General features: G+C 67.2%; 22 protein-coding genes. All 22 read left to right on the forward strand.

The window, feature by feature from the left end; all coding sequences use genetic code 11:
• Nucleotides 1-24: 24 nt before the first annotated feature.
• The 22 genes from WS64_RS00445 (at nt 25) to WS64_RS00550 (ending at nt 16,415) form a co-directional block, all read left to right on the forward strand.
• On the forward strand, nt 25-846 hold the full coding sequence (locus WS64_RS00445) for an ABC transporter ATP-binding protein (RefSeq protein WP_006477138.1): 822 nt from the start codon (nt 25-27) through the stop codon (nt 844-846).
• Entirely contained in the window at nt 843-1,610 is a 768-nt protein-coding gene (gene mlaE / locus WS64_RS00450) for a lipid asymmetry maintenance ABC transporter permease subunit MlaE (protein WP_050013133.1), read from the forward strand. The genes WS64_RS00445 and mlaE overlap by 4 nt, the downstream gene beginning before the upstream one ends.
• A gap of 24 nt (nt 1,611-1,634) precedes the next feature.
• Nucleotides 1,635-2,195, forward strand: a complete 561-nt coding sequence (gene mlaD / locus WS64_RS00455; RefSeq protein WP_059577270.1) for an outer membrane lipid asymmetry maintenance protein MlaD — start codon at nt 1,635-1,637, stop codon at nt 2,193-2,195.
• Nucleotides 2,196-2,227: 32 nt separating this feature from the next.
• Nucleotides 2,228-3,190, forward strand: a complete 963-nt coding sequence (locus tag WS64_RS00460; protein WP_059640236.1) for an MlaA family lipoprotein — start codon at nt 2,228-2,230, stop codon at nt 3,188-3,190.
• Between the two features lie 111 nt (nt 3,191-3,301).
• On the forward strand, nt 3,302-3,931 hold the full coding sequence (locus tag WS64_RS00465; protein ID WP_060966864.1) for an MlaC/ttg2D family ABC transporter substrate-binding protein: 630 nt from the start codon (nt 3,302-3,304) through the stop codon (nt 3,929-3,931).
• Nucleotides 3,928-4,203 (forward strand): STAS domain-containing protein, encoded by a 276-nt coding sequence (locus WS64_RS00470; protein ID WP_059577268.1) that lies wholly within the window; start codon nt 3,928-3,930, stop codon nt 4,201-4,203. The genes WS64_RS00465 and WS64_RS00470 overlap by 4 nt, the downstream gene beginning before the upstream one ends.
• Nucleotides 4,204-4,395: 192 nt before the next feature.
• Nucleotides 4,396-5,322: an ABC transporter ATP-binding protein gene (locus WS64_RS00475; RefSeq protein WP_011694114.1), complete on the forward strand. Its 927-nt coding sequence runs from the start codon at nt 4,396-4,398 to the stop codon at nt 5,320-5,322.
• Complete coding sequence (locus WS64_RS00480) at nt 5,319-6,140, forward strand: ABC transporter permease (protein ID WP_226094291.1); 822 nt, start codon at nt 5,319-5,321, stop codon at nt 6,138-6,140. Before WS64_RS00475 ends, WS64_RS00480 begins: the two co-directional genes overlap by 4 nt.
• 55 nt (nt 6,141-6,195) lie before the next feature.
• Nucleotides 6,196-6,435, forward strand: a complete 240-nt coding sequence (locus tag WS64_RS00485) for a BolA family protein (protein ID WP_006477131.1) — start codon at nt 6,196-6,198, stop codon at nt 6,433-6,435.
• 14 nt (nt 6,436-6,449) lie between these two features.
• Entirely contained in the window at nt 6,450-7,799 is a 1,350-nt protein-coding gene (murA, locus tag WS64_RS00490) for a UDP-N-acetylglucosamine 1-carboxyvinyltransferase (RefSeq protein WP_059640178.1), read from the forward strand.
• Nucleotides 7,796-8,449 carry an ATP phosphoribosyltransferase gene (gene hisG, locus WS64_RS00495; protein WP_034209773.1) on the forward strand — a complete coding sequence of 218 codons (654 nt, stop codon included), beginning with the start codon at nt 7,796-7,798 and terminating at the stop codon, nt 8,447-8,449. Before murA ends, hisG begins: the two co-directional genes overlap by 4 nt.
• Nucleotides 8,450-8,473: 24 nt before the next feature.
• Complete coding sequence (hisD, locus tag WS64_RS00500) at nt 8,474-9,790, forward strand: histidinol dehydrogenase (RefSeq protein WP_059577262.1); 1,317 nt, start codon at nt 8,474-8,476, stop codon at nt 9,788-9,790.
• 141 nt (nt 9,791-9,931) lie between these two features.
• Complete coding sequence (gene hisC, locus WS64_RS00505) at nt 9,932-11,005, forward strand: histidinol-phosphate transaminase (protein WP_060965494.1); 1,074 nt, start codon at nt 9,932-9,934, stop codon at nt 11,003-11,005.
• A 65-nt stretch (nt 11,006-11,070) separates the two neighbouring features.
• Nucleotides 11,071-11,658, forward strand: coding sequence for an imidazoleglycerol-phosphate dehydratase HisB (gene hisB, locus WS64_RS00510; RefSeq protein ID WP_006477126.1), 588 nt, complete (start codon nt 11,071-11,073; stop codon nt 11,656-11,658).
• Nucleotides 11,659-11,719: 61 nt separating this feature from the next.
• On the forward strand, nt 11,720-12,340 hold the full coding sequence (locus WS64_RS00515) for a MarC family protein (RefSeq protein ID WP_059577253.1): 621 nt from the start codon (nt 11,720-11,722) through the stop codon (nt 12,338-12,340).
• Nucleotides 12,337-12,978, forward strand: a complete 642-nt coding sequence (hisH, locus tag WS64_RS00520; RefSeq protein WP_059577249.1) for an imidazole glycerol phosphate synthase subunit HisH — start codon at nt 12,337-12,339, stop codon at nt 12,976-12,978. Before WS64_RS00515 ends, hisH begins: the two co-directional genes overlap by 4 nt.
• Nucleotides 12,979-13,142: 164 nt before the next feature.
• Nucleotides 13,143-13,898 (forward strand): 1-(5-phosphoribosyl)-5-[(5-phosphoribosylamino)methylideneamino]imidazole-4-carboxamide isomerase, encoded by a 756-nt coding sequence (hisA, locus tag WS64_RS00525; protein ID WP_059577248.1) that lies wholly within the window; start codon nt 13,143-13,145, stop codon nt 13,896-13,898.
• A gap of 105 nt (nt 13,899-14,003) precedes the next feature.
• A complete protein-coding gene (gene hisF, locus WS64_RS00530) occupies nt 14,004-14,777 on the forward strand; it encodes an imidazole glycerol phosphate synthase subunit HisF (RefSeq protein ID WP_039366643.1) in 774 nt (257 codons plus the stop codon).
• On the forward strand, nt 14,777-15,193 hold the full coding sequence (hisI, locus tag WS64_RS00535; protein ID WP_059577245.1) for a phosphoribosyl-AMP cyclohydrolase: 417 nt from the start codon (nt 14,777-14,779) through the stop codon (nt 15,191-15,193). The genes hisF and hisI overlap by 1 nt, the downstream gene beginning before the upstream one ends.
• Nucleotides 15,190-15,555, forward strand: a complete 366-nt coding sequence (locus tag WS64_RS00540; protein ID WP_027783358.1) for a phosphoribosyl-ATP diphosphatase — start codon at nt 15,190-15,192, stop codon at nt 15,553-15,555. Before hisI ends, WS64_RS00540 begins: the two co-directional genes overlap by 4 nt.
• Nucleotides 15,556-15,625: 70 nt before the next feature.
• Entirely contained in the window at nt 15,626-16,018 is a 393-nt protein-coding gene (locus WS64_RS00545; protein ID WP_059236499.1) for a DUF4870 family protein, read from the forward strand.
• A 31-nt stretch (nt 16,019-16,049) separates the two neighbouring features.
• Nucleotides 16,050-16,415 carry a histidine triad nucleotide-binding protein gene (locus WS64_RS00550; RefSeq protein ID WP_027783360.1) on the forward strand — a complete coding sequence of 122 codons (366 nt, stop codon included), beginning with the start codon at nt 16,050-16,052 and terminating at the stop codon, nt 16,413-16,415.
• Nucleotides 16,416-16,499 lie beyond the last annotated feature (84 nt).

The raw sequence follows: 16,499 nt of genomic DNA on the forward strand, positions 1-16,499 counted from the left end.
CTGCGTAAAAGGACTGTCAGCTCCGTGAGCCCCACTCCTACCGAGACCCTGCTGGAACTTCGCGACGTCGACTTCGGCTACGGCGACCGCCTCGTCCTGTCCAACCTGAACCTGCGCTTCGGGCGCGGGCAGGTCGTCGCGGTCATGGGCGGCTCGGGTTGCGGCAAGACCACCGTGCTGCGCCTGATCGGCGGCCTCGTGCGTGCGCGCCGCGGCCAGGTGCTGTTCGACGGCGCCGACGTCGGCGCGCAAACGCGCGACGGCCTGTACGCGCTGCGCCGCAAGATGGGCATGCTGTTCCAGTTCGGCGCGCTGTTTACCGACATGTCGGTGTTCGAGAACGTCGCGTTCGCGCTGCGCGAGCACACCGATTTGCCCGAAGACCTGATCCGCGACCTCGTGCTGATGAAGCTCAACGCGGTCGGGCTGCGCGGCGCGCGCGACCTGATGCCGTCCGAGGTGTCGGGCGGGATGGCGCGCCGCATCGCGCTGGCGCGCGCGATCGCGCTCGATCCGCAGCTGATCATGTACGACGAGCCGTTCGCGGGCCTCGATCCGATCTCGCTCGGCATCACCGCGAACCTGATCCGCACGCTGAACCAGGCGCTCGGCGCGACGTCGATCCTCGTCACGCACGACGTGCCGGAATCGTTCGCGATCGCCGACTACGTGTATTTTCTGGCAAATGGCGGCGTGCTCGCGCAGGGCACGCCCGACGAGCTGCGCGCGTCGACCGATCCGAGCGTGCGGCAGTTCATCGACGGCGCGCCGGACGGCCCGTTCAAATTTCATTACACGAGCCCGCCGCTGGCAGCGGATTTCGGGCTCGGCGGAGGGCGCGCATGATCAGCGCGATCGGACGTTACGTCATCGGCGGCCTCGAGCGGGCGGGCTACGGCACGCGCCTGTTCGTGCGCCTCGTGCTGGAATTCTTCCCGCTGCTGCGCCGGCCGCGGCTCGTCACGAAGCAGATCCACTTCCTCGGCAACTATTCGTTCGTGATCATCGCCGTGTCGGGGCTGTTCGTCGGCTTCGTGCTCGGCCTGCAGGGGTATTACACGCTGAACCGCTACGGTTCCGAGCAGGCGCTCGGCCTGCTGGTCGCGCTGTCGCTCGTGCGCGAGCTCGGGCCGGTCGTCACCGCGCTGCTGTTCGCGGGCCGCGCGGGCACGTCGCTCACGGCCGAGATCGGCCTGATGAAGGCCGGCGAGCAACTTACCGCGCTCGAGATGATGGCGGTCGACCCGATCAAGAACGTGATCGCGCCGCGCATGTGGGCCGGCATCATCGCGATGCCGCTGCTGGCCGCGATCTTCAACGCGGTCGGCGTGCTCGGCGGCTATTTCGTCGGCGTCGTGCTGATCGGCGTCGATCCGGGCGCGTTCTGGTCGCAGATGCAGGGCGGGGTCCAGGTGTGGGCCGACGTCGGCAACGGCGTGATCAAGAGCATCGTGTTCGGGTTCGCCGTGACCTTCATTGCACTGTTTCAAGGGTATGAAGCGAAGCCCACGCCCGAAGGCGTGTCGCGCGCGACCACCAAGACGGTCGTGTTCGCGTCGCTCGCCGTACTCGGCCTCGATTTCCTGCTGACCGCGCTGATGTTCAGCTAAGCCTCAGCCAAGCCAAATTTTGGGATGACGATGAAAAAGACTGCTCTCGACTTCTGGGTCGGCCTGTTCGTGGTGGTGGGCTTCCTCGCGGTGCTGTTCCTGGCGCTGAAGGTCGGCAACATGAGCTCGCTGTCGTTTCAGCCGACCTACTCGGTGAGAATGAAATTCGACAACATCGGCGGCCTGAAGCCGCGCGCGGCCGTGAAGAGCGCGGGCGTCGTGGTCGGCCGCGTGAAGTCGATCGGGTTCGATACCAACACCTACCAGGCGGTCGTCACGATCGACGTCGACGGTCAGTATCAATTCCCGAAGGATTCGTCGGCGAAGATCCTGACGTCCGGCCTGCTCGGCGAGCAATATATCGGCCTCGATCCGGGCGGCGACACCGAAATGCTGAAGGCCGGCGATACGATCACGATGACGCAGTCGGCGATCGTGCTCGAGAACCTGATCGGCCAGTTCCTGTACAGCAAGGCCGCCGACGCGGGCGGCGCGAAGCCGGCAGCCGGGGCACCGGCTGCGCCCGCCGCGCCCGCGCCGGTGGCGGTGCCGGCGTCCGCGGTGTCCGGCGCTGCAGCCCAATAACCACACGAGAGAAAGACAAGAGGGTAATGACCATGCACACGATCCGCATCAGGCACGCCGCGCTGGCGGTTGCGGCAGTCGCCGCGTTGAGCGGCTGCGCGACCGTGCAGACGCCGACCAAGGGCGATCCGCTCGAAGGCTTCAACCGGACGATGTACAAGTTCAACGACACGGTCGACACGTACGCGCTGAAGCCGGTCGCGAAGGGTTACCAGTACGTGGTGCCGCAGCCGGTGCGTGACAGCGTGACGAACTTCTTCTCGAACATCGGCGACGTCTACATCGCGGCGAACAACATCGTGCAGTTGCGGATCGCCGACGGCGTCGGCGACATCATGCGCGTCGTGATCAACACGGTGTTCGGCGTCGGCGGGCTGTTCGACGTCGCGACGATCGCGAAGCTGCCGAAGCACACGGCCGACTTCGGGATCACGATGGGCCGCTACGGCATGCCGTCGGGCCCGTACCTCGTGCTGCCGCTGCTCGGCCCGAGCACGCTGCGCGACACGGCCGGCCTCGGCGTCGACTACGTCGGCAACCCGCTCACCTACGTGAAGCCGGACGGCCTGAGCTGGGGCCTGTTCGGCGTGAACCTCGTCAACACGCGCGCGAACCTGCTCGGCGCGGGCGACGTGCTGGATGCCGCGGCGCTCGACAAGTATTCGTTCGTGCGCAATGCCTATCTGCAGCGCCGCCAGATGCTGATCAGCAACGCGCGCGGCGAGGCCGCCGCGACGTCGAGCAACGACGCGCTGCCGAAGTACGACTTGCCGGAAGACGGCGCGGCGCCGGCGGCAGCCGGCGCGGCCGGTACGGCGGGCGCGGCGGCGGTGGGCGGGGCGGCGCCGGCGGGCGCATCGGGCGCGGCGGTCGCCGCGCCGGCCTCGGGCACGGCCGAAGCGCCGAACCCGGCCAGCGAGACGAACGTACCGGCGATGCAGGTGGCGCCGCCGTCGCCGGGCGGGCTCCGGTTCCCGAGCATCCGGCTGCACTGACGGGCTTACATTCGTTACAGCCGGAAACGATTCAGTCGGTAGCGTAGGCGAACTTGCGCGTAAGCTACCTGCTCCAACCTTCGCATCGACTCATTCATGCAGGCCACTATGATGAAAAAACTGTTCCTGATCCCCGTTTTCGCGGCGCTGTTCTCGTTCGGCGGCGCAGCTCACGCGGAAGTCGACCAGTCGAACCCGCAGGCGCTGATCAAGACGGCGACGCAGCAGGTCCTCGACGAAGTCAAGCAGCAGACGATCAAGCAGGGCGACACCAACCGCATCATCTCGATCGTCAACAAGGACATCCTGCCGTACACCGATTTCCGCCGCACCACGCAGCTCGCGATGGGCCGCAACTGGCGCACGGCGACGGCCGAGCAGCAGCAGCAGGTTCAGGAGCAGTTCAAGCTGCTGCTGATCCGCACGTATTCGGGCGCACTCGCGCAACTGAAGCCCGACCAGCAGATCCAGTACCCGCCGTTCCGCGCCGATCCGGCCGATACCGACGTGGTGGTCAAGACGGTCGCGATGAACAACGGCCAGCCGGTCCAGATCGATTACCGCCTGTACAAGACGGCGAACGGCTGGAAGGTGTACGACCTGAACGTGCTCGGCGCATGGCTGATCCAGACGTACCAGCAACAGTTCAACGAGAAGATCCAGCAAAGCGGCGTGGACGGCCTGATCAAGTTCCTGACGCAGCGCAACCAGGAGCTTGCCGCGGGCAAGCAGGCGTCGTGAGCGGCTTCGAAGCCGGCTCCTCGCTGACCGTCGCGAGCGCGAAGTCCGCGCTCGCGGACGGTCTTGCGCGCATCGGCGCGGGCGCGACCGCCGTCGATTGCGCGGCGCTCGCGCAGTTCGACTCGTCCGCGCTCGCCGTGCTGCTCGCATGGCAACGTGCCGCCAAAGCGCGCGGCGCGGCCCTCGACATCCTCAATCTCCCTCCGAAGCTCGCCAGCCTCGCGCGCGCCTACGGCGTCGACGCGCTCATCGAAGGCGCCGGGCGACATTGACCGTGTCCGACCGAAGCCTGCGGCGCCAGCCGGCGCGCGCACGCTTCAGGCCGCGCGCCGTCGGCGCCGGCTCCCCCAGCCGGTTTGCCCTATAATCAAGCGTTTTGCGGGGCAGCCAATCGGCGTCCGGCCCCCATTTTCTTTCGCAGCAAGCACAGAATAGGCGTCGCGGCCGTTGCGTCGCGCACAGTCATGTCAGCCATAGAAATCCGTCACGTCAAGAAGCGCTACAAGTCGCTTCAGGCGCTCAAGGGCGTCAGCCTGTCGGTCGAGGAAGGCGAGTTTTTCGGTCTGCTCGGCCCCAACGGCGCAGGCAAGACCACGCTCATCAGTATCCTCGCCGGGCTCGCCCGGGCCGACGAAGGCAGTATCTCGGTGCGCGGTCACGACGTCGTCCAGGACTTCCGCAACGCGCGCCGCGCCCTCGGCGTCGTTCCGCAGGAACTCGTTTTCGACCCGTTCTTCACCGTCCGCGAGACGCTGCGGATCCAGTCCGGCTATTTCGGGCTGCGCCGCAACGACGACTGGATCGACGAAGTGATGGCCAATCTCGATCTGACCGAGAAAGCCGACGCGAACATGCGTGCGCTGTCGGGCGGGATGAAGCGCCGCGTGCTCGTCGCGCAGGCGCTCGTGCACCGCCCGCCCGTGATCGTGCTCGACGAGCCGACCGCCGGCGTCGACGTCGAATTGCGCCAGACCCTGTGGAAATTCATCTCGCGCCTGAACCGCGAGGGTCACACGATCGTGCTGACCACCCATTACCTCGAGGAAGCCGAATCGCTGTGCGACCGCATCGCGATGCTGCGCCGGGGCGAAGTCGTCGCGCTCGACCGCACCGATGCGCTGCTGCGCCGCTTCGCGGGGCTGCAGCTGTACCTGCGGCTCGCGACGGGCGCGCTGCCGGCCGAGCTGCGCGGGCTGGAGACCGACCCGGCCGCGCGCGCGCCGGGCGAGCACCTGCTGCGCCTCGCGAGCTACGACGAGGTCGAGCGCATCCTCGCGCAATGCCGCGCGGCCGGCTGCACGTTCGACGAGATCGAGGTCCGCAAGGCCGACCTCGAGGACGTGTTCGTCCAGGTGATGAACGGGGCCGAGGTGATCGAGGGTCTGGCATGAATCAACACTCCCCACGCGAACTGCGTTCGCTGCCGCTCGAAGGGGCGGCCCGGCGCGTGCCGGGAAGCGGGTTTCGGACGCTGTTCTACAAGGAACTGCTGCGTTTCTGGAAGGTGTCGTTCCAGACGGTGCTCGCGCCGATCGTCACGGCGCTGCTGTACCTGACGATCTTCGGCCACGCGCTGTCGGGCCGCGTCGAGGTGTATCCCGGCGTCGAGTACGTGAGCTTTCTCGTGCCGGGCCTCGTGATGATGAGCGTGCTGCAGAACGCGTTCGCGAACAGCTCGTCGTCGTTGATCCAGTCGAAGATCACCGGCAACCTCGTGTTCATGCTGCTGCCGCCGCTGTCGTACCGCGACATCTTCGGCGCCTACGTGCTCGCGTCGGTCGTGCGCGGGCTCGCGGTCGGCACCGGCGTGTTCGTCGTGACGATCTGGTTTATCCCGATGCACTTCGCGGCGCCGCTGTTCATCATGGCGTTCGCGCTGCTCGGCTCGGCGATCCTCGGCACGCTCGGCCTGATCGCCGGGATCTGGGCCGAGAAGTTCGACCAGCTCGCCGCGTTCCAGAACTTCCTGATCATGCCGCTGACGTTCCTGTCCGGCGTGTTCTATTCGACGCATTCGCTGCCGCCCGTGTGGCGCGAGGTGTCGCGTCTCAACCCGTTTTTCTACATGATCGACGGCTTCCGTTTCGGGTTCTTCGGCGCGTCCGACATCAACCCGTTCGCGAGCCTCGCGATCGTCACCGGTTTCTTCGTGCTGCTCGCGCTGATCGCGATGCGGCTGCTCGCGACCGGCTACAAACTGCGTCATTGATATCGACAGGCCGCGGCCGCCCCAGGGCGGCGCGCGCCGACAGGAGCCTTACACCATGTTGCCGACTCCCGAACAGGTCAAGCAATACATCGCCGGCGGTCTCGCCTGCACGCATCTGGAAGTCGAAGGCGACGGCCAGCATTTCTTCGCGACGATCGTGTCGGCGGCCTTCGAAGGCAAGCGGCCGATCCAGCGGCACCAGCTCGTCTATGCGGCGCTCGGCGATCGCATGAAGCAGGAAATTCACGCGCTCAGCATGAAGACGCTGACGCCCGCCGAATGGCAGAACGCATAAACGGAAATCACTGAGTGCAAGTCACCGTCAACGAGCGCGACGCCGTCCAGAGCGTCGCCACGGCACACCCGGCCGCCAACGGGGAATCGCAGGGACAGGGGATGGACAAACTCGCGATCGAAGGCGGCAACCGCCTGTCCGGCGAGATCGTCGTGTCGGGCGCGAAGAACGCCGCGCTGCCGATCCTGTGCGCGGGGCTGCTCAGCGCCGAGCCGGTCGAGCTCGACAACGTGCCGAACCTGAAGGACGTGCGCACGACGCTGAAGGTGCTGAACCAGATGGGCGTGAAGAGCGAGACCGACGGCTGCCGCGTGCAGCTCGACGCGTCGCGCGTCGACAACCTCGTCGCGCCGTACGAGCTCGTGAAGACGATGCGCGCGTCGATCCTCGTGCTCGGGCCGCTGCTCGCGCGCTTCGGCGAGGCGAAGGTGTCGCTGCCGGGCGGCTGCGCGATCGGCGCGCGGCCGGTCGACCAGCACATCAAGGGCCTGCAGGCGATGGGCGCGGAAATCAGCATCGAGCACGGCTTCATCGAAGCGCGCGCGAAGCGCCTGAAGGGCGCGCGCATCGTGACCGACATGATCACGGTGACGGGGACGGAAAACCTGCTGATGGCCGCGACGCTCGCCGACGGCGAGACGGTGATCGAAAACGCCGCGCGCGAGCCGGAAGTGAGCGATCTCGCACACTTGCTGGTCGCGATGGGCGCGAAAATCGACGGCATCGGCACCGACCGCCTCGTGATCCAGGGCGTCGAGCGGCTGCACGGCGCCCGCCACGCGGTGATCCCCGACCGTATCGAGGCCGGCACGTTCCTGTGCGCGGTCGCGGCCGCCGGCGGCGACGTGATGCTGACGGGCGTGCGCCCGCACATCCTCGACGCGGTGATCGACAAGCTGCGCGAAGCCGGCGTGTCGATCGAGGAAGGCGACAGCTGGCTGCGCGTGAAGATGGACCGCCGCCCGCAGGCGGTGACGATCCGCACGTCGGAATACCCGGCGTTCCCGACCGACATGCAGGCGCAGTTCATGGCCCTCAATACGGTCGCGACGGGCACCGCGCAGGTCGTCGAAACCATTTTCGAGAACCGCTTCATGCACGTGCAGGAGCTGAACCGGCTTGGCGCGAACATCACGATCGACGGCAACACGGCGCTCGTGACGGGCGTCGACAAGCTGTCGGGCGCGAACGTGATGGCGACCGACCTGCGTGCATCGGCGAGCCTCGTGATCGCCGGGCTGCGCGCCGACGGCGAAACGCTCGTCGACCGCATCTATCACCTGGACCGCGGCTACGACCGCATGGAAGCCAAACTGACCGCCGTCGGCGCGAACGTGCGCCGCCTTTCCGGGAGCCAAGCATGAGCGCGCCGCTGACCCTCGCCCTGTCGAAGGGCCGGATTTTCGAGGAAACCCTGCCGCTGCTCGCCGCCGCCGGCGTGCAGGTGGCCGAGGACCCGGAAACGTCGCGCAAGCTGATCCTGCCGACGACCGATCCGAACCTGCGCGTGATCATCGTCCGCGCGAGCGACGTGCCGACCTACGTGGAATACGGCGCGGCCGATTTCGGCGTGGCCGGCAAGGACGTGCTGGTCGAGCACGGCGGCTCGGGCCTGTACCAGCCGATCGATCTGAACATTGCGCGCTGCCGGATGTCGGTGGCCGTGCCGGCCGGCTTCGACTACGCGAACGCGGTGCGCCAGGGCGCGCGCCTGCGGGTCGCGACCAAATACGTCGAAACGGCGCGCGAACACTTTGCCGCGAAGGGCGTGCACGTCGACCTGATCAAGCTGTACGGCTCGATGGAGCTCGCGCCGCTGGTCGGCCTGGCCGACGCGATCGTCGACCTCGTCAGCTCGGGCGGCACGCTCAAGGCGAACAATCTGGTCGAGGTCGAGGAGATCATGGCGATCTCGTCGCGCCTCGTCGTGAACCAGGCCGCGCTGAAGTTGAAGCGCGCGGCGCTCAAGCCGATCCTCGACGCGTTCGAACGCGCGTCGCAGAATGGCGGTTGAGCGCATCACCGTAACGGAACTCCCATGTCCATCACCATCCGCAAGCTCGATTCGACGAACGAAGGCTTCGGCGCCGCGCTGCGCGCCGTGCTCGCGTTCGAGGCGAGCGAAGACGAAGCGATCGAGCAATCGGTCGCGAAGATCCTCGCCGACGTGAAGTCGCGCGGCGACGCCGCGGTGCTCGAGTACACGAACCGCTTCGACCGGCTGAGCGCGACGAGCGTCGGCGCGCTCGAACTGCCGCAGGACGCGCTGCAGACGGCGCTCGACGGCCTCGCGCCGAAGGCGCGCGCGGCGCTGGAAGCCGCCGCCGCCCGCGTGCGCGCGTACCACGAGAAGCAGAAGATCGAGTGCGGCACGCATAGCTGGCAGTACACGGAAAGCGACGGCACGGTCCTCGGCCAGAAGGTCACGCCGCTCGACCGCGTCGGCCTGTACGTGCCGGGCGGCAAGGCCGCGTATCCGTCGTCGGTGCTGATGAACGCGATTCCGGCGCGCGTCGCCGGGGTCGGCGAAATCGTGATGGTCGTGCCGACGCCGGACGGCGTGAAGAACGACCTCGTGCTGGCCGCGGCGCTGCTCGGCGGCGTCGATCGCGTGTTCACGATCGGCGGCGCGCAGGCGGTCGGCGCGCTCGCGTACGGCACGCAGACGGTGCCGGCCGTCGACAAGATCTGCGGCCCCGGCAACGCGTACGTCGCGTCGGCGAAGCGCCGCGTGTTCGGCACGGTCGGCATCGACATGATCGCCGGGCCGTCGGAAATCCTCGTGCTGTGCGACGGGACGACCGATCCGAACTGGGTCGCGATGGACCTGTTCTCGCAGGCCGAGCACGACGAACTCGCGCAATCGATCCTGCTGTGCCCGGACGGCGCGTTCCTCGAGCGCGTCGAGAAGGCGATCGACGAGCTGCTGCCGACCATGCCGCGCCAGGACGTGATCCGTGCGTCGCTCGAAGGCCGCGGCGCGCTGATCAAGGTGCGCGACATGGCCGAGGCGTGCCGGATCGCGAACGACATCGCGCCGGAACACCTCGAAATCTCGGCGCTGGAGCCGCAGCAATGGGGCCAGCAGATCCGCCACGCGGGCGCGATCTTCCTCGGCCGCTACACGAGCGAGAGCCTCGGCGACTACTGCGCGGGCCCGAACCACGTGCTGCCGACGTCGCGCACCGCGCGCTTCTCGTCGCCGCTCGGCGTGTACGACTTCATCAAGCGTTCGAGCCTGATCGAGGTCAGCGCGGAAGGCGCGCAGACGCTCGGCGAGATCGCGTCCGAGCTCGCGTACGGCGAAGGGCTGCAGGCGCACGCGAGGAGCGCCGAGTTCCGGATGAAGGGCTGAGCGCGCAGGGTGCGCGGGGCCGGGCAGGCGCCGATGCGCCGCGCCGGCCGCCCCCGGATCGGGGCAGGGGACCAGTGCAGGGCGGCAGCCGCCGCCTTGCCGACCATTTGACGCCGGCGCGATGCACGCCGGCTTGAAACCATGACGACGCCACAAGACATCATCCGCCGCGACGTGCTCGCGATGACCAGCTATCCGGTGCCGGACGCGAGCGGGTTCGTGAAGCTCGACGCGATGGAGAACCCGTATCCGCTGCCCGAGCCGCTCGCCGCGGCGCTCGGCGAGCGGCTCGCGCAGGTCGCGCTGAACCGCTATCCGGCGCCGCGCCCGGCCGCGCTGCTCGACAAGCTGCGCCATGCGATGGGCGTGCCGGCCGGCTGCGACGTGCTGCTCGGCAACGGCTCCGACGAAATCATCAGCATGATGTCGGTCGCGTGCGCGAAGCCGGGCGCGAAGGTGCTCGCACCGGTGCCGGGCTTCGTGATGTACGAACTGTCGGCGAAGTTCGCGCAGCTCGAATTCGTCGGCGTGCCGCTGAAGGCCGACCTGACGCTCGACGCCGACGCGCTGCTCGCGGCGATCGCCGAGCACCGGCCGGCGATCGTCTATCTCGCGTATCCGAATAACCCGACCGGCACGCTGTACGACGATGCCGACGTCGAGCGGATCGTCGCGGCCGCGCGGCACAGCCTGATCGTGATCGACGAGGCGTACCAGCCGTTCGCCGAGCGCTCGTGGCTGCCGCGCGCCGCCGAGTTCGACAACGTCGTCGTGATGCGCACGGTGTCGAAGCTCGGCCTCGCGGGCATCCGCCTCGGCTATCTCGTCGGCTCGCCCGCGTGGCTGAACGAATTCGACAAGGTGCGACCGCCGTACAACATCAACGTGCTGACCCAGGCGACCGCCGATTTCCTGCTCGACCACCTCGACGTGCTCGACGCGCAGGCGGCCGAATTGCGAGCGGAACGCACGCGCCTCGCGCAGGCGGTGGCCGCGCTGCCGGGCGCGACGGTGTTCCCGAGCGCCGGCAATTTCCTGCTGGTGCGCGTGCCGGACGCGGCTGCCGTGTTCGATGCGCTGCTCACCGAGCGGGTGCTGGTCAAAAACGTGAGTAAAATGCATCCGTTACTGGCCGAATGCGTGCGGCTGACCGTCGGTTCTCCCGACGAAAACGCTCGCCTCCTGGCCGCCTTGAAACTCGCGCTGCCCGGTTGAGCCCAGGGCGCGGCGGCGCGCGACGATCAATCCCCATTTACATCAGACTCAATCAAGGAATTGCCATGCGTGTGGCGGAAGTCGTTCGCAATACCAGCGAAACGCAGATCCGTGTGAAGCTCGATCTCGACGGCACCGGCCAGCAGAAGCTGGCCACCGGTGTGCCGTTTCTCGACCATATGCTCGACCAGATCGCGCGACACGGTCTGGTCGATCTCGAGGTCGAAGCGCACGGCGACACGCATATCGACGATCACCACACGGTCGAGGATGTCGGCATCACGCTCGGTCAGGCCGTCGCGAAGGCGATCGGCGACCGCAAGGGCATCCGCCGCTACGGCCACTCGTACGTGCCGCTCGACGAGGCGCTGTCGCGCGTCGTGATCGACTTCTCCGGCCGGCCGGGCCTCGAATTCCACGTGCCGTTCACGCGCGCGCGGATCGGCACGTTCGACGTCGATCTGTCGATCGAATTCTTCCGCGGGTTCGTGAACCACGCGGGCGTCACGCTGCACATCGACAACCTGCGCGGGATCAACGCGCACCACCAGCTCGAGACGGTGTTCAAGGCCTTCGGCCGTGCGTTGCGCGCGGCGGTGGAGCTCGACGAGCGCGCGGCGGGGCAGATTCCGTCGACCAAAGGCAGCCTCTGAACCTCCGGACGGACGACGCCAAGGACAACCTCACGGCTTCGGCGCGGCGCGCCGGCTTGCGATGGATCTGCTCAAATCGTTCATTTCGCTGCTCGCGCTGATCAATCCGGTCGGCGCGGTGCCGTTCTTCCTGAGCCTGACGGCGCAGCAGACGGACGGCGAGCGGCGGCGCACGATCCGGATCGCATCGGTGTCGGTGTTCTGCGTGATGACGGTGACCGCGCTGCTCGGGCAGCAGATCATCAACTTCTTCGGCATTTCGGTCGGGTCGCTCGAGGTGGGCGGCGGGATCATCATGCTGCTGATGGCGATCAACATGCTGAACGCGCAGATCGGCAACACGCGATCCACGCCGGAGGAGCGCCACGAAGCCGAGCTGAAGGACAACATCGCGGTCGTGCCGCTGGCGATTCCGCTGCTCACGGGCCCCGGCTCGATCAGCACGGTGATCATCTATGCGGCGAACGCGCATCACTGGTATGAGCGGGCCGGGCTGGTCGCGATCGGCGCGGTCCTGGCTGTTCTGTGTTTCGTCGCGATGCGGCTCGCCGAGCCGATCGCGAACTGGATCGGCCGCACCGGCATCAACATCGCCACGCGGCTGATGGGTCTGATGCTGTCGGCGCTGGCGGTGGAATTCATCGTCGATGGACTGAGGGCGCTACTGCCTGCACTGAGATGAAAACTTCGATTGCGATTGTGGATTATGGGATGGGCAACCTGCGCTCGGTCGCGCAGGCGCTCAAGAAGGCCGAACCGGCCGCCGACGTGGCGATCGTCGACACGCCGGCCGCGATTCGCGCGGCCGACCGCGTCGTGCTGCCCGGCCAGGGCGCGATGCCCGACTGCATGCGTTGCCTCGGCGAATCGGGACTGCAGGAAGCGGTGATCGACGCATCGCGCACGAAGCCGCTGCTCGGCGTGTGCGTCGGCGAGCAGATGCTGTTCGACTGGAGCGCGGAAGGCGACACGAAGGGCCTGGGCCTGTTGCCCGGCAAGGTCGTGCGTTTCGAACTGGACGGCCGGCTGCAGGACGACGGCTCGCGCTTCAAGGTGCCGCAGATGGGCTGGAACCGCGTGCGCCAGGCGCAGCCGCACCCGCTGTGGGACGGCGTGCCCGACGACGCGTATTTCTACTTCGTGCACAGCTACTACGTGACGCCGGACAACCCGGCGCACACGGTAGGCGAAACGGCTTACGGCGCGCCGTTTACGTCCGCGGTCGCGCGGGACAACCTCTTCGCGACCCAATTTCACCCGGAGAAAAGCGCGGAGGTCGGGTTGCGTCTGTATCGCAACTTCGTGCACTGGAAACCGTAAAACGTGGTGCGCGAGCCACAGTCGACCTGGCCGAACGGCCTGTCGCACGTGGCACGCTCGCTTAAGCGCCGAAAGAGTTGTACTAAACTAGCGAGACGGCGCGGCACCGGTTTGGCCGGTACGCGCCGGATTCTTTTCATTTTCCACGACGACACCCGATTGCTATGTTGCTGATTCCGGCCATCGATCTCAAAGACGGTCAGTGTGTGCGCCTGAAACAGGGCGATATGGACCAGGCCACGATTTTCTCCGAGGACCCGGCGGCGATGGCCCGCAAGTGGGTCGACCTCGGCGCACGGCGGCTCCATCTCGTCGACCTGAACGGCGCATTCGCCGGCAAGCCGAAGAATCTCGACGCGATCGAAGCGATCCTCGACGAAGTCGGCGACGAAATCCCCGTACAGCTCGGCGGCGGCATCCGCAGCCTCGAGACGATCGAGAAGTATCTCGACGCCGGCCTGTCCTACGTGATCATCGGCACCGCGGCCGTGAAGAATCCGGGCTTCCTGCAGGACGCGTGCACCGCGTTCTCCGGCAACATCATCGTCGGGCTGGACGCGAAGGACGGCAAGGTCGCGACCGACGGCTGGAGCAAGCTGACGGGCCACGAGGTGATCGATCTCGCGAAGAAGTTCGAGGACTACGGCGTCGAATCGATCGTCTACACGGACATCGGCCGCGACGGGATGCTGCAGGGCATCAACATCGACGCGACCGTGAAGCTCGCGCAGGCGGTCGGCATCCCGGTGATCGCGAGCGGCGGCCTGTCGAACCTCACGGACATCGAAAGCCTGTGCGAAGTGGAAGAGCACGGCGTCGAAGGCGTGATCTGCGGCCGGGCGATCTACTCCGGCGATCTCGATTTCGCGGCCGCGCAAAAGCGCGCGGACGAACTGAACGGCGAACTCGACAACGCGTAACCGCGGTCGTCCCGTTCGCCGGGGCTGCCCGCGGGCAGCCCCGCCGGAAGCCTCGCGCGAGGCTTCCGTAACCGGCCGTCCCAGCGCGGCATTTGGCGCAACATCATGGCTCTAGCTAAACGCATCATCCCCTGCCTGGACGTGACCGCCGGGCGTGTCGTCAAGGGCGTCAACTTCGTCGAGCTGCGCGACGCCGGCGACCCCGTCGAAATCGCCCGCCGCTACGACGACCAGGGTGCCGACGAACTCACCTTCCTCGACATCACCGCGACCTCCGACCAGCGCGACCTGATCCTGCCGATCATCGAAGCCGTCGCGTCGCAGGTATTCATTCCGCTGACCGTCGGCGGCGGCGTACGCGCCGTCGAGGACGTGCGGCGCCTGCTGAACGCGGGCGCGGACAAGGTCAGCATGAACTCGTCGGCGGTCGCGAATCCGCAGCTCGTGCGCGACGCGGCCGACAAGTACGGCTCGCAGTGCATCGTCGTCGCGATCGACGCGAAGCGCGTATCGGCCGACGGCGAGACGCCGCGCTGGGAAGTGTTCACGCACGGCGGTCGCAAGAACACGGGCCTCGACGCGATCGAATGGGCGCGCAAGATGGCCGAGCTCGGCGCGGGCGAGATCCTGCTCACGAGCATGGACCGCGACGGCACGAAGTCGGGCTTCGACCTCGCGCTCACGCGCGGCGTGTCGGACGCGGTGCCGGTGCCGGTGATCGCATCGGGCGGCGTCGGCTGCCTGCAGGATCTCGCGGACGGCATCAAGGACGGCCGCGCCGACGCGGTGCTGGCCGCGAGCATCTTCCACTACGGCGAGCACACGGTCGGCGAGGCGAAGCGCTTCATGGCCGATCAGGGCATCCCGGTGAGGCTGTGATGAATACCGAAACGAAATCCCTGCCCGCGTGGCTCGACAAGGTCCGCTGGGACGACAACGGCCTCGTGCCGGTGATCGCGCAGGAAGCGTCGACGAACGACGTGCTGATGTTCGCGTGGATGAACCGCGAGGCGCTCGCGAAGACGGTCGAGACCCGGCGCGCGGTCTACTATTCGCGTTCGCGCAAGCGCCTGTGGTTCAAGGGCGAGGAGTCGGGCCACGTGCAGCACGTGCACGAGGTGCGGCTCGACTGCGACGAGGACGTCGTGCTGCTGAAGGTCGAGCAGGTGTCGGGCATCGCGTGCCACACCGGCCGGCATTCGTGCTTCTTCCAGAAATTCGAAGGTACGGTGGACAGCGGCGACTGGGTCGCGGTCGAGCCGGTGCTGAAAGACCCCGAACACATCTACAAATGACGCAATCGACCGAAGACACGCTGCTGCGCCTCGCGGCCGTGATCGATAGCCGCAAGGGCGGCGATCCCGATCAATCATATGTGTCGCGCCTGTTCCACAAGGGCGACGACGCGGTGCTGAAGAAAATCGGCGAAGAGGCGACCGAAGTCGTGCTCGCCGCGAAGGACGTGCGCCAGGGCGGCGCGCCGGGCGCGCTCGTCGGCGAGGTGGCCGACCTGTGGTTCCACTGCCTCGTGATGCTGTCGCATTTCGACCTGAGCCCGGCCGACGTGATCGCCGAACTCGAGCGCCGCGAAGGCTTGTCGGGCATCGAGGAAAAAGCGCTGCGCAAGCGTCGCGAGCGCGAGGAAAACGGCGGGTGACGGGCAGGCCCCGCCGCGGTGGCAACAGTGCGGTAAGCTGTAAGAATTGTCATCCAACGGGGGTAGCATCATGAACGATACGTCGAACCAGTTTCCGACGCCGGCGGTGCCGGGCGCAGCGGACGCCGAACGCCTGAACGGGCTGCGCACGCTCACGCACGTGCTCTACGGCCTCTATGCATTTCACTGGCTGACGGGCGGCGTGACGGGCATCATTGCGATCATCATCAACTATGTGAAGCGCGGCGATGTGGCCGGGACGCCGTACGCCGATCACTTCGAGTGGCAGATCCGCACGTTCTGGCGCGCGCTGATCGCCTACGTGATCGGGTTCGCGCTGGCCTTCGTGGTGATCGGATTCGCGGTGATGTTTGTCACATGGATCTGGACGCTGTACCGTATCATCAAGGGTTGGCTGTACCTGAACGACAACAAGACGCTCGACCCGCAGGCGTGGTTCTGACCGGCCGCGGGCGGGCGTTTGCAGGAGCAACATGAGTCACGATCCGAATTGCCTGTTCTGCAAGATCGCGGCAGGCGAGATCCCGAGCACGAAGGTGCACGAGGACGATGAATTCGTCGCGTTCCGCGACATCCGCCCGGCGGCCGACACGCACGTGCTCGTGATTCCGCGCCGGCACCTGCCGACGCTGTCGGCGGCAGGTGAGGCCGATGCGCCGATGCTCGGCCGGCTGATGCTGCTCGTCGCGCGTCTGGCCGACCAGCTCGGCGTCGCGTATACGGGCGGCGAAACGGGTTTTCGCACGGTGATCAACACGGGCCCGGGCGGCGGGCAGGAGGTCTACCACCTGCACGCGCATATCCTGGCCGGCCCGCGCCCGTGGCAGCGAATGGGTTGACGACGCGGGGCGTTTCCCCGCATCCGATAGTCGAAGCCGGCGCGTCGCCGGCGATTTGCGCCGCATGGCGGCGTGGTTGAGGAG

The sequence above is a fragment of the Burkholderia anthina genome, assembly GCF_001547525.1.
GTDB classification, from domain to species: Bacteria; Pseudomonadota; Gammaproteobacteria; order Burkholderiales; family Burkholderiaceae; genus Burkholderia; species Burkholderia semiarida.